This is a genomic window from Arthrobacter sp. SE2 (genome assembly GCF_058244265.1).
The window spans coordinates 183,640-195,783 of sequence record NZ_JBZAYA010000001.1 but is presented as its reverse complement, the minus strand read 5'-3'; the positions used below and the strand labels follow the sequence as shown (position 1 = coordinate 195,783).

General features: G+C 64.7%; 10 protein-coding genes. 7 read left to right on the top strand and 3 right to left on the bottom strand.

From position 1 onward, the window contains the following. Positions 1 to 27 precede the first annotated feature (27 nt). The 3 genes from AC4CS3_RS00950 (at position 28) to AC4CS3_RS00940 (ending at position 2,887) form a co-directional block, all read left to right on the top strand. Positions 28 to 1,014: a metal ABC transporter solute-binding protein, Zn/Mn family gene (locus AC4CS3_RS00950; protein ID WP_490781814.1), complete on the top strand. Its 987-nt coding sequence runs from the start codon at positions 28 to 30 to the stop codon at positions 1,012 to 1,014. Positions 1,015 to 1,135: 121 nt separating this feature from the next. Next, a complete protein-coding gene (locus AC4CS3_RS00945) occupies positions 1,136 to 1,969 on the top strand; it encodes a metal ABC transporter ATP-binding protein (RefSeq protein ID WP_490781813.1) in 834 nt (277 codons plus the stop codon). Next, positions 1,970 to 2,887, top strand: coding sequence for a metal ABC transporter permease (locus tag AC4CS3_RS00940; RefSeq protein WP_441411709.1), 918 nt, complete (start codon positions 1,970 to 1,972; stop codon positions 2,885 to 2,887). On the opposite strand, the gene AC4CS3_RS00935 is transcribed toward AC4CS3_RS00940, so the two are convergent. Next, on the bottom strand, positions 2,884 to 3,366 hold the full coding sequence (locus AC4CS3_RS00935; protein ID WP_490781812.1) for a Fur family transcriptional regulator: 483 nt from the start codon (positions 3,364 to 3,366) through the stop codon (positions 2,884 to 2,886). The two genes, AC4CS3_RS00940 and AC4CS3_RS00935, sit on opposite strands and share 4 nt — an antisense overlap. Positions 3,367 to 3,474: 108 nt before the next feature. On the opposite strand from AC4CS3_RS00935, the gene AC4CS3_RS00930 reads away from it, so the two are divergent. After that, the gene (locus AC4CS3_RS00930) at positions 3,475 to 4,131 is read left to right on the top strand and encodes an MBL fold metallo-hydrolase (RefSeq protein WP_490781811.1); all 657 of its coding nucleotides are present in this window, start codon (positions 3,475 to 3,477) and stop codon (positions 4,129 to 4,131) included. Positions 4,132 to 4,181: 50 nt separating this feature from the next. Here the strand turns inward: AC4CS3_RS00930 and cds1 are convergent, their stop codons facing one another. Continuing rightward, positions 4,182 to 5,270 (bottom strand): L-cysteine desulfhydrase Cds1, encoded by a 1,089-nt coding sequence (gene cds1 / locus AC4CS3_RS00925; RefSeq protein ID WP_490781810.1) that lies wholly within the window; start codon positions 5,268 to 5,270, stop codon positions 4,182 to 4,184. Positions 5,271 to 5,385: 115 nt separating this feature from the next. On the opposite strand from cds1, the gene AC4CS3_RS00920 reads away from it, so the two are divergent. The 3 genes from AC4CS3_RS00920 (at position 5,386) to AC4CS3_RS00910 (ending at position 7,951) form a co-directional block, all read left to right on the top strand. Further along, positions 5,386 to 6,240, top strand: coding sequence for a sulfurtransferase (locus AC4CS3_RS00920; protein ID WP_490781809.1), 855 nt, complete (start codon positions 5,386 to 5,388; stop codon positions 6,238 to 6,240). Positions 6,241 to 6,317: 77 nt separating this feature from the next. Beyond that, positions 6,318 to 7,526, top strand: coding sequence for an NAD(P)-dependent alcohol dehydrogenase (locus tag AC4CS3_RS00915; RefSeq protein ID WP_490781808.1), 1,209 nt, complete (start codon positions 6,318 to 6,320; stop codon positions 7,524 to 7,526). Next, positions 7,523 to 7,951, top strand: coding sequence for an HIT family protein (locus AC4CS3_RS00910; protein WP_490781807.1), 429 nt, complete (start codon positions 7,523 to 7,525; stop codon positions 7,949 to 7,951). The genes AC4CS3_RS00915 and AC4CS3_RS00910 overlap by 4 nt, the downstream gene beginning before the upstream one ends. A 191-nt stretch (positions 7,952 to 8,142) precedes the next feature. Here AC4CS3_RS00910 and hrpA read toward each other — a convergent pair whose 3' ends face one another. Then, positions 8,143 to 12,144 carry an ATP-dependent RNA helicase HrpA gene (hrpA, locus tag AC4CS3_RS00905; protein WP_490781806.1) on the bottom strand — a complete coding sequence of 1,334 codons (4,002 nt, stop codon included), beginning with the start codon at positions 12,142 to 12,144 and terminating at the stop codon, positions 8,143 to 8,145.

Sequence of the window (12,144 nt, the reverse complement as noted above, 5' to 3'; positions counted from 1 at the left end):
TGGGTATACTCATTTGAGTCCCCTGTTGTGCTTGATTCGGTAGATCCGAGGTTTCCCGTGCGCCGTACCGCCGCCCGTCTTTCCCTTGCCGCAGTGCCTGCTGCGTGCGCGGCAGTTGCCGTCCTGCTTGCCGCATGCTCGGCACCCGCCGCGACGGCGCCGTCGTCGTCCTCCGGAGTGATCGACGTGGTCGCCTCCACCAGCGTGTACGGCGACATCGCCAAGAGCGTCGGCGGTGACAAGGTGTCTGTCACGTCCATCATCAGCAAGACCAGCCAGGATCCGCACTCCTACGAGGCAAGCACCCAGGACAAACTGGTCGTCTCCAAAGCCCAATTGGTGATCGACAACGGCGCGGGCTACGACGACTTCTTCAGCAAGCTGGCCGATGACAGCAAGGTGGCAGCGGACAAGACGATCACTGCGGTCAACGTTTCGGGGCTCCTTCCCGCGGCGACGTCCAGCGCATCCCCCTCAGCGGTGCCGGAAGGGTTCAACGAGCACGTCTGGTACAACTTCGACGCCATGGCGAAAGTGGCCGACGCCGTCGCTGCGAAGCTTGGAAGCCTGAACCCGGCCGATGCCAAGACCTTTACTGCCAACGCAGACAAGTTCAAGTCCTCGCTGACCGGACTCAGCGCCAAAGTCGCTGAAATCAAGTCATCCAAGGGTTCCGCTCCGGTCGCCATCACCGAGCCCGTGCCGGGCTACTTGCTTGAAGCTGCAGGCTTGGAGAACAAGACGCCCGAGGAATTCAGCCACGCCATTGAGGTCGGCTCGGACGTTCCGCCGGCAGCTGTCAAGGAAACGAGCGATCTGATTACCTCGAAGTCCGTTCGCTTCCTGGCGTACAACGAGCAGACCGCCAGCGCCGAGACGGAAAAGCTGAAGGCCGAGGCAACCGCTGCCGGTGTTCCGGTTGTCGGCTTCACCGAGACACTTCCCGAGGGCAAGGACTACGTCGCCTGGATGACCGACAATGTGGGCAACGTTGCTGCTGCCCTGAACAAGTAAACGGCGCCGGCAAGTTAAGAACAGACGGGCCCCGCAATCGTCCTAAGATGTACAGGGCGGCTGCGGGGCCCTCTCTGTTCATCCAAGAGCAGGCCACCAGCGACATAGCTTCGCGAACCCCATGGATCGAGGAATCTTTTTGACACCGGTAGTGAGCCTTCGCGGCGCGGGCCTCCAGTTTGGCCAGCGGGCCCTCTGGAAGGACCTCGACGTGGACATCCAGGCGGGTGAGTTCTTCGCTGTGCTCGGCCCCAACGGCAGCGGCAAGACCAGCTTCCTCAAAGTCCTCCTCGGTTTGCAGCGGCTTCACTCGGGGACGGTGGCGGTGGCCGGAAACCCGGTGGAACGTGGCAGCCGGAAGATCGGCTACATTCCGCAGCAGAAGTCCTTTGCTCCGGACACGCCCTTGCGTGCCAGGGACCTGGTTGCCCTCGGCGTCGACGGCCACCGCTGGGGCCTGCGGATCAAGGCCAAAGCCGTCAATGAGCGCGTCGACGCCCTGCTGGACTTGGTGGGGGCGAGTGACTACGCCCGCGTGCCGCTTGGTCAATTGTCCGGCGGTGAGCAACAGCGGCTCCGTGTTGCGCAAGCCCTTGCCGCGGAGCCTGAACTCCTGCTCTGTGACGAACCGCTGCTGTCGTTGGACCTGCACCACCAGCAGGCCGTGAGTTCCCTCATCAACCAGCAATGCCACGAGCGGAACAGCGCCGTGGTGTTCGTGACCCACGAGATCAACCCGGTCATCGACTACGTAGACCGCGTCCTCTACCTTGCCGGCGGCAGGTTCCGGGTGGGAACACCGGAGGAGGTCATGACCACCGAGGTCCTGTCCGAGCTGTACAACAGCCGCGTTGATGTCATCCGCGCGAACGGCAGGATCGTCGTCGTCGGGCTTCCGGACGCGACGACCCACTACCACGATGACGCCCACGCCGGTGTGGAGGAAGGTCACTAAATGGATCTCGGAAGCATCCTTCACACCATCTTCAACTTTGAAAACTATGGCGAACTGCTGGCGCTCGTCCAGAATTCCATCTGGGCCGGTGCAGTCCTAGGCCTGCTCGGCGGGCTCATCGGCACTTTCGTCATGAAGCGGGACCTCGCCTTCGCGGTGCACGGCATTTCGGAGTTGTCCTTCGCCGGTGCCTCCTTCGCCCTTCTCATCGGGGCGGACATCATTTTCGGTTCGCTCGCGGGATCCGTCGCGGCTGCGCTGCTTCTCGGACTCATGGGCGTCCGGGCGCGGGACAAGAACTCGATCATTGGCGTCATCATGCCGTTCGGGCTGGGCCTTGGCATCTTGTTCCTGGCCCTCTACCAGGGCCGGGCTGCCAACAAGTTCGGGCTGCTGACCGGCCAGATCGTTTCGGTGGACACTGTCCAGCTCCAGGTCCTGGCAGGCACGGCTGTGGTGGTCATGCTCGCACTGGCCGCAATTTGGCGCCCGCTCAGCTTCGCGAGCGTGGACCCCGAGATGGCGGAAGCCAGGGGAGTGCCTGTCCGTGGCTTGGCGATTGCCTTCATGGTGTTGCTCGGCGTCAGCGTTGCGCTGTCCATCCAGATAGTCGGCGCGCTTCTGGTCCTGGCATTGTTGATCACGCCCGCGGCTGCTGCCCTGCGGGTGACCACTTCGCCGCGGCTCGTGGTCTTGTTGAGCGTGGTCTTTGCGATCACCGCCACAGTGGGTGGAATTCTCCTGGCGCTCGGCAGCCGGATTCCGATCAGCCCGTATGTCACCACTTTGTCGTTCCTGATCTATGTGGTGTGCCGGATCATCGGCAACGTACGGGCCAAACGGGGAATCAACGGCAGGATCGTCCGTCCCCACGCCGCCGTGGGCCAGGCCGTCCAGGACCAGACGGTAGCCGGCTAGAGCAGGCCCGCAGCCTTCTTGGCAGTGCACTCAGGGCAGAGACCGAAAATCTCCACCGTGTGCGCCACTTCGGTGTAGCCGTTCTCAGCAGCCACCCGGGCCGCCCACGTCTCGACGGCTGGAGCTTCCACTTCGACCGCCTTGCCGCAATTGCGGCACAGCAGATGGTGGTGGTGGCCCGAGACGGCACAGCGGCGGTAGACGGCTTCGCCATCGGCATTTCTCAGCACATCGATAAGGCCGTCGTCGGCAAGCGACTGCAGAATGCGGTACGCCGTTGCCAGGGACACCGAAACGCCCTGGTTCTGGAGCAGCCGGTAAAGTTCCTGCGTGCTCACGAAGTCGTCAAGTTCGTCCAGGGCGGCGCTGACCGCAAGGCGTTGCTTGGTGACGCGCTGCTCCTTGACGGCGGGATCCTTCGCATCCGGAAGCGACCGGGCTGCGGGCCCGGACGTGGCGGCATGGGCGCCCTGTGACATTCGTGGACTCATTTCGATGTGGATGTTCGCAAATACCAACGTTACCAGCAGGCCACGCCCCGACGTCGGTTCGTGGACACCATTGGAGGCCCGCCCTAGGCTGGCTGCATGAAGCTCACCAAGTTCACCCACGCTTGTGTCCGCCTGCAAAAGGACAGCCAGGTCCTCGTGATCGACCCCGGGACTTTTTCCGAGTCCGAGGAAGCCCTCGCAGGCGCCCACGCGGTGCTGATCACCCATGAGCACGCTGACCACGTGGACGCGGACGCCGTCGTCGGAGCCCTCAAGGGAAACCCGGGACTTCAGGTGCACGCACCCTCGGGAATCGCTTCCCAGCTGGCCGTGAAGGCGGGCGACGACGGCGATCGGGTACACGCCGTCGAACCCGGGACGTCCTTTGAAGCGGGGGGCTTTGCGATTCGTTCCTTCGGAGGCCAGCATGCCCTCATCCACCCGCAGATTCCGGTCGTGGCCAACATCGGCTACCTCGTGGACGAAAACGTCTTCCACCCGGGGGACTCGTTCGTTGTCCCTGATGGCATCGACGTACAAACCCTGCTGGTGCCAATCCACGCGCCGTGGTCAAAAGTGGGCGAGGTGGTTGACTTCGTGATCGCGGTCCGCGCGCCCAAGGCCTATCCGGTCCACGATGGCCTGCTCAACGAACTGGGACGCGGATTGGTGGAAGCCCATGTGACCAGGATCGGCGCGAAGTACGGTACCAGCTACGCCAGGTTGTCGCCGCGGGAATCGGTGGAGGTCTAGCTCAGTCCGCCGCGGCGCCTACGGGCGGCGTGGCCTAAATGCCGCGGCGCCTACAGGCTGGGCGGCCAGATGCCTGTCTCGAAGAAGTCAGCGAGCACGGCCTCGTACGGGGCCGGATCCAGTCCACGCTCGGCTAGCCAGCCCGGGTTGTAGTAGCTCCCCGCGTAGCGATCGCCGGCGTCGCACATGAGCGACACAATGCTGCCGCGCTTTCCCCGGGCCACCATCTCGGCAATCAGTTGGCAAACGCCCCACAGGTTGGTTCCCGTGGAAGGCCCGGCGTGCAGCCCGGCCAGCCTGCGGAGGTGCCGCATAGCGGCCACCGAGGCCGCATCGGGAACCTGGATCATGGTGTCGATGACGGCCGGGACGAAGCTGGGCTCCATGCGCGGCCGTCCGATGCCTTCGATCCTGGAGGGCATACCCGTCGAGTAGTCCGGGACGCCGTCGCGCCACCCGGGATAGAACGCGGAATTTTCGGGATCGACCACTGCCAGCCGGGTCGAGTGGCAGTGGTACCGCAGGTACCGGCCGATGGTGGCGCTGGTTCCGCCGGTGCCGGCGCCCACCACGATCCACTCGGGCACCGGATGCTCTTCGAGGGCCAGCTGCTCGAAGATCGATTCCGCGATGTTGTTGTTGCCCCGCCAGTCGGTGGCGCGCTCAGCAAAAGTGAATTGGTCCATGTAGTAACCACCGGACGTCCGGGCAACCTCCTCGGCCATCGCATAGACCTCCGAGGCGTGATCCACGAGGAGGCAGGCGCCACCGAACTCTTCGATGAGGGCGATCTTTTCGGGGCTGGTGGTCCGGGTCATCACGGCGATGAACGGAAGCCCGATCAGCCTGGCGAAGTACGCCTCGGACACAGCCGTGCTTCCACTGGAAGCCTCCACGATGGTGGTCCCTTCCGTGATCCAGCCGTTGACCAGGCCGTAGAGGAAGAGCGAGCGGGCCAAGCGATGCTTGAGGCTGCCCGAACGGTGCGTGGACTCGTCCTTGAGGTAGAGCTGGACACCCCAATGTTCCGGGAGTGGCACCGCGTAGAGGTGCGTATCCGCCGAACGGTTGTTCTCGGCTTCGATGCGTCGGATTGCCTCGCTGGCCCATGCCCGGTCCTGGTTGCGTAAAGTGCTCACCGATCCAGCCTACCGGCGGAGGCTGCCGCCCAAGGATAGGCTGGTAGCCGGTCGGCAGCTGAACTGCGGCCGCTTCGACGTCGTTTGGTAGACACAGCAAAACGAAGGAGATTTGATGGCCACCCTCATTGACGTAGCCGCGCTCAAGGACCGCATGGATGCGGGCAAGCGGACCGTGTTGCTTGACGTGCGGTGGGTGTTGGGCGATCCGCACGGCCATTCGCACTTCCGCCAGGGCCACATTCCAGGCGCAGTCTTTGTCGACTTGCATAACGAACTTGCCGATCCCACGGCCGAGGGCCAAGGCAGGCACCCGTTGCCGCCCACCGCTGCGCTGCAGCGGAGCGCCCGTACCTGGGGCATCAACCACGGCGACACCGTGGTTGCGTACGACGACAGCGGCAGCACCGCTGCGGCGCGGTTGTGGTGGCTGCTCCGGGACGCCGGTTTCCACTCCGTCTTCCTGCTCGACGGCGGATTGGGTGCCTGGCGCACGGCCGGCCACCCGTTGGCGCAGGACGAGCAACCGCCGGTTCCGGGCGACGTCGTGCTGGGACACGGCCATATGGATGCGATCACCATGGACGAGGCAGCGGAGTGGCACAACCACGGAATCCTTCTCGATGCCCGGGCCGGGGAACGCTACCGCGGCGAAATCGAACCCATTGATCCCCGCGCGGGACACATTCCCGGCGCGCTGAGCGCCCCCACCACCGGAAACCTCGGACCGGACGGCACGTTCCTCCGCGCAGCCCAGCTCCGCAATAGATTTGCGGCCATGGGCATCGACGAGGGCAGCAAGGTAGCGGTTTACTGCGGCTCCGGCGTAACGGCAGCCCACGAGATCGCCGCCCTCGAAATCGCCGGATTCAGGGCGGCACTCTTCCCGGGCTCCTTTTCGCAGTGGTCCTCGCTCGACTCCAACCAGGTGCTCACTGGAGCAGCGCCGCTGGGATCTCCGGGTCAGTGAACCGTGGCCGCGGCGAAGCCGGAGGGCGTGGCAGCGCAGAGTGGCAATAAATCAGCCCGCAGGGGTAGCGTCGAGGCATGACTCCCGGACGCCCCGTTCCTCCACCCCTTGGCAAGCGGCTCGTCGTGGCTGACGAGACAGCGGAGGCTACCGCGGCCGCCCCGTCGACGCCCGCTGCCGCCCAATCAGCCCCTGCCCCGCAGGGCACGCCGACACTCGCGGCTGCATACGGCGCCACTTCCGCGGACAGCGGTCTTGTCCCGCTGACCGTGGCCCGCCGCGCTCCCAAGGAAGACGACGTCGAGATCGAGATCGATTTCTGCGGCCTCTGCCACTCCGATGTCCACGCGACGCGGGGCGAATGGGGTGCACAGAACTATCCGCTGGTTCCGGGCCACGAAATCGTGGGCCGGGTCCGCAGCGTGGGTTCCGCCGTCGACGACTTCGCACCGGGAGACCTGGTGGGCGTCGGCTGCATGGTGGATTCCTGCCGCGAGTGCGGCAGCTGCCTCGAAGGCCTGGAGCAGTATTGCGAACGCGGAAACGTCGGCACCTATGGGGTGAAGGACGCGCGGAACGGCAACTCCATCACCCAGGGCGGGTACTCCACCTCGGTGGTGGTTGACCGCCGCTTCGTGCTCCGGGTGCCAGAGGGCCTTGACCCTGCAGCGGCGGCGCCGTTGCTCTGCGCGGGCATCACCACCTACTCACCGCTGCGTTACTTCGACGTCGAGGAGGGGGACGTCGTAGGCGTCGTCGGACTCGGTGGACTGGGCCACATGGCGGTCAAGATTGCGAAGGCCATGGGGGCGCGCGTAGTGGTCTTCACCACCTCGGAGGCCAAGTTCGAGGCGGCAATAGAACTTGGCGCCGACGACGTGATCCTCTCGAAGGATCCCGAGGCAATGGAAGGCGCCGACCGCACCATCGACGTCATTATCGACACTGTTGCGGCGCCCCATGACCTCAACCCGTACTTCCGCACCTTGCGGCTGAACGGGGCCCTCTTCCAATTGGGGCTCCCTCCCACCGACATGCCCCCGGTCAGTCCCGGCGCTCTGATCCGGCGCCGCCTCTCCTATGCAGGCTCGTTGATCGGCGGCATTGCCGAGACCCAGGAAATGCTGGACTTCTGTGCCGAGCACGGCGTAGTAAGCGACGTCGAAGTCGTCACTGCCCGGCAACTCAACGAAGCCTACGACCGCATGGTTGCCGGCGACGTCAAATACCGTTTCGTCCTCGATACCAAGACCCTTCAGCCCGCTTCGGAAAAGGCAGACGTATGAGCACCCTGTTTACCAAGATCATCAACGGCGAGATTCCCGGACGTTTTGTCTGGAAGGACGACGACGTCGTGGGCTTCCTGACCATCGCCCCGCTTACCGACGGCCACACGCTCGTGGTGCCGCGCCAAGAGGTGGACCGCTGGACCGACGTCCCCCCTGAGCTCCTCAACAAAGTCATGTCCGTCGCGCAGACAATCGGCAAGGCGCAAGTGGAGGCGTTTGGCGCACCACGGGCAGGACTCTCCGTAGTGGGATTCGAAGTGGAGCACTTCCACGTGCACGTCTTCCCGGCAACGTCCCTGGCCGATTTCGACTTCGGAACCGTAGAGCACAACCCGGACCCTGGGCGGCTCGACGCGAACGCGGCGAAACTCCGCGCCGGCCTCGTCGCCGCCGGGCACCGAGAGTTCGTTCCGGCGGACTGAGGCCGGGAGAAGCCGTCGAGGTGGCAGCACGCTTACGGTCCGGCGACCCGGTTCCGGGGTGGCGCTCGCTCACCTTTGTGGTGTTCTTCCCAAACGCTCGCTCACCTCTGGCAGGAATGCGGCGGTATAGGTGAGCGAGCGTCGGGGGAAAGGCGTGTATAGGTGAGCGAGCGTCGCTACCGGCGCCCCGGCTACGCGGGTGCCAGCGCCTGGTTGAGCACGGTCCGGATGCGCTTTTCCGAAACCGAGTAGGCTGTGCCGAGCTCGACGGCGAAAAGGCTCACGCGCAGCTCCTCGATCATCCAGCGCACCCGTGTTAACTCAGCTCCTGCTCGTCGGCCGGGCAGCAGCGCGGAGACGGCGTCGTCGTAGTCGTCTTCCAGCGCCTGCACGACCGACATGTTCAGCCCGTCGCGCTGGACATTGTTCGGGAGCTTTTCGAGGCGCTTCTCGATTCCGGCCAGATACCGGGGCAACTGGCTCAATTGGGCGTAGCCCGTCCGTGCCACAAAACCGGGGAACACGAGCTGCTCCAGTTGGCTCTTCATGTCGTTGAGCGCGCTGATCAAGGCGAGGCTCGCGCTGCCCTTGAGTTGCTTCTCGATCCGCCGGGTACTCCCCAAGATGCGTTCGACGACGGCGGTCACCGTGAAGACGGTGTCGATCAGTTCTGCACGGACCAGCTCGTACAGGGCATCGAACGCTGCCTTGTCCCAAGGAAGTTCAGCCGGAGTCAGCTTGTCGATGGCCGCCAGGACGCAGTCCGCGATCAAGGCGCTCACCGAGCCGTGAGGGTTCTGGCTGAACGTCAACTTCTCCGTGTTGTTCAGATGTTCCAGGACGTAGCGGTCCGGGGCGGGAACCCGCAGGGCGAGCAGCCGGATCACGCCGCCGCGCATTGCCGGCTCCTGTTCCGCCCGGGTCTGGAACACGCGCAACGCAACGGATTTTCCCTCATCCACGAGAGCGGGAAAGCCCGTGACATCGTGCCCCTTCACCGTGCGCGTCACTTGGCGTTCGATAGCTCCGAAAGTCCACTCGGTCAGCCCGGTTTGCTCGGACAGGAAACCGGCGGACTGCTGGGTCGTCCCGCCGCGGCCGTTTCCGCCGCTGGATCCGGTACCGCCGGCATTTGGGGCGCCCTTCGGACCGTTGGCGCGTGCCGTCGTCGCGGGTGTTGCCCCGAGGGATTCGGCGATGGCCCGGCGGGTAGCCGGGGCCAGCTGTTCCTGGAGTGCGGCGAGGTCCTTGCCTTCGTCGAGCACCTTGCCGCGGCTGTCCACTACCTTGAAGCTGACGCGGAGGTGCGCCGGCACAGCGTCCCAATTCCACGATCCCGGAGGAACGATGTGTCCCCGGATACGGCGCAGCACCAGCTCGAGCGAGGTTTCAAGATCGTCCGAGGCGGGATCGAAGTCGGTTTCCAAGGAGGCAGCCGCTTGCCGGGCCACGTCCGGGGCCGGCACAAAGTTCTTGCGGATCTGCTTGGGCAGGGACTTGATCAAGGCCGTGACGAGCTCCACCCGCTGGCCGGGTATCTGCCATCGGAAGGCGGCGTCGTCGAGCTGGTTGAGGAACAGCACGGGAACCTCGGCTGTGACGCCGTCCGAGGGATTGGGCGGCGAGCCGGGAGCCACGGGATGGAACTCGTAGCTCAGGGGCAGCTCAAAGCCCTTGTGCAGCCAGGTTTTCGGGTAGGCGGAATCGTCCAGGGCTTCGGCGTCCTCGCTGATGAGCAGCGATTGGTCGAAGTCCAACAAGGTGGGGTCCTGCTGGCGGGCTTCCTTCCACCATTTGTCGAAGTGGCGTTCGGAGACCACGTCCTTGCCGATTCTGGCGTCGTAGAACTCGAAGAGCGTGTGGTCGTCCACCAGGATGTCCCGGCGGCGCATCCGCGTCTCGAGTTCCTCGATCTCGTGGAGCAAAGCGCGGTTGCGGTGGAAGAATTTGTGGTGGGTCTTCCAATCGCCTTCTACCAGGGCATGCCGGATGAAGAGTTCGCGGCAGAGCTCGGGGTCGATCCTGCCGTAGTTGATACGGCGGTTCGGGATGATGGGGACTCCGTAGAGCATGACCTTCTCGTGCGCCATGACCGAGCCCGTCCGGGTGGACCAGTGGGGTTCGCTGTAGGAACGCTTCACGAGATCCGGTGCAACCTGCTCGGCCCACAGGGGATCGAACTTCGCCGCGACCCTGGCCCAGAGCCGGCTTGTCTCAACCAACTCCGCGGCCATCACAAAAGCGGGCGACTTCTTGAACAACGCCGAGCCCGGGAAGATGGCGAAACGGCTGCCGCGTGCTCCGGCGTATTCGCGCTTGCGTTCATCCAGCATGCCGATGTGGCTCAGCAGCCCCGAGAGCAGGCTGATGTGGATTCCCTCGTTGTTGCCTACGGGGTCGGCCTCGCGCTTGTTGTCGATAGTGATTCCCAGCGGCTTGGCGAGCTGGCGCAATTGCTGGAAGAGGTCCTGCCATTCGCGGACGCGCAGGTAGTTGATGAACTCGTTCCTGCACAGCCGGCGGAACTGCGTGGAGGAAAGCTCCTGCTGTTTTTCCTGGATGTAGTTCCACAGGTTCAGGAATCCTGTGAAGTCCGAGTTCTCGTCCCGGAAGCGTGCGTGCTTCTCCGCCGCGAGCTGTTGCTTGTCGCTCGGGCGCTCTCTCGGATCCTGGATAGTCAAGGCAGCCGCCAGGATCATGACTTCCTTGACGCAGCCGCGCTTTCCGGCCTCCACAATCATTCTGCCGAGCCGGGGGTCGACCGGGAGCTGGGCCAACTTCTGCCCGACGGCGGTCAGGCCGCCCCGGTTTTCTGCGCCGCTGGTACGCCCGTTGCCGCCGTCGATGGCTGGGGGAGTGCCGCCGTCGCCCGTGCGCGCCGCGCTGAGGGCGCCGAGTTCGCGCAGCAGCGTGACGCCGTCGTTGATGGCACGGGAGTCCGGCGGCTCAACGAAGGGGAAGTTCTCGACGTCCTTGGGGCCGCGGGCAACACCCATGGCGGTCATCTGCAGGATGACCGCGGCAAGGTTGGTCCTCAGGATCTCCGGATCAGTGAACGGGGGGCGCGACTCGAAGTCTTCCTCGGAATAGAGCCGGATGGCGATACCTTCGGACACGCGACCGCAGCGGCCGGAGCGCTGGCTTGCCGATGCCTGCGAAACACGTTCGATCGGCAGCCGTTGCACCTTGGTGCGGTGCGAGTAACGCGAGATGCGGGCCGTGCCGGTGTCGATGACGTATTTGATGCCCGGCACCGTCAGGGAAGTTTCCGCGACGTTGGTGGCAAGGATGATCCGCCGTTTGCCGCCCGGGTTGAAGACCCTGTGCTGCTCCTGCAGGCTCAAACGGGCAAACAACGGGAGGACCTCCGTGCCCGCCAGCCTGCGGTTGGCTTGGATCCGGCCGTTCAGAGCTTCCGCCGCGTCGCGGATTTCGCGCTCGCCGGAGAAGAACACCAGGATGTCTCCCGGAGCCTCAAGGGCGAGCTCGTCGACGGCGTCGCACACGGCATCGAGGGGGTCGCGGTCTTCCTCGAGCTCGTCGTCGGACGCGTCCTCATCCTCGCCGGAAGCGCCGCCGGCCGGCTGGGACAGCGGCCGGTAGCGGATTTCCACCGGGTAGGTCCGGCCCGAGACCTCGATGATCGGCGCAGGTTCTTCTTCGCTGCCGAAATGCTTCGCGAAACGCTGGGGGTCGATGGTCGCCGAGGTGATGATGACCTTCAAGTCCGGCCTTTGCGGCAGGATCCGCTTGAGGTAGCCGAGGATGAAGTCAATGTTGAGGCTGCGCTCGTGTGCCTCGTCGATGATGATGGCGCTGTACTTCCGCAGCAGCTTGTCCCGCTGGATCTCGGCCAGCAGGATGCCGTCGGTCATGAGCTTGATTTTGGTAGCCCTGCTGACTTCGCCGGTGAAACGGACCTGGAAGCCCACTTCCTGCCCGATCTCCACGCCCATCTCGAAGGCGATGCGTTCGGCAACGGTACGCGCGGCAAGGCGGCGCGGCTGGGTGTGGCCGATCAACCCCTTGTCCCCGAGACCGAGTTCCAGGCACATCTTGGGGATCTGGGTGGTCTTGCCGGAACCGGTTTCGCCGGCGATGATGGTCACCTGGTTTGCGGCGATAGCCGCCATCAAGTCCTCGCGGCGCTCGGAGACGGGCAGCTCTGCGGGGTAGGAAATATGAAGTGTCAT

Excerpts from the sequence above, each read along its gene's own strand:
- hrpA (WP_490781806.1), bottom strand. The coding sequence starts at position 12,144 with ATGACACTTCATATTTCCTACCCCGCAGAGCTGCCCGTCTCCGAGCGC.
- AC4CS3_RS00910 (WP_490781807.1), top strand. The coding sequence starts at position 7,523 with ATGAGCACCCTGTTTACCAAGATCATCAACGGCGAGATTCCCGGACGT.
- AC4CS3_RS00935 (WP_490781812.1), bottom strand. The coding sequence starts at position 3,366 with ATGTCACAGGGCGCCCATGCCGCCACGTCCGGGCCCGCAGCCCGGTCG.
- AC4CS3_RS00945 (WP_490781813.1), top strand. The coding sequence starts at position 1,136 with ATGGATCGAGGAATCTTTTTGACACCGGTAGTGAGCCTTCGCGGCGCG.
- AC4CS3_RS00930 (WP_490781811.1), top strand. The coding sequence starts at position 3,475 with ATGAAGCTCACCAAGTTCACCCACGCTTGTGTCCGCCTGCAAAAGGAC.
- AC4CS3_RS00915 (WP_490781808.1), top strand. The coding sequence starts at position 6,318 with ATGACTCCCGGACGCCCCGTTCCTCCACCCCTTGGCAAGCGGCTCGTC.
- AC4CS3_RS00940 (WP_441411709.1), top strand. The coding sequence starts at position 1,970 with ATGGATCTCGGAAGCATCCTTCACACCATCTTCAACTTTGAAAACTAT.
- AC4CS3_RS00920 (WP_490781809.1), top strand. The coding sequence starts at position 5,386 with ATGGCCACCCTCATTGACGTAGCCGCGCTCAAGGACCGCATGGATGCG.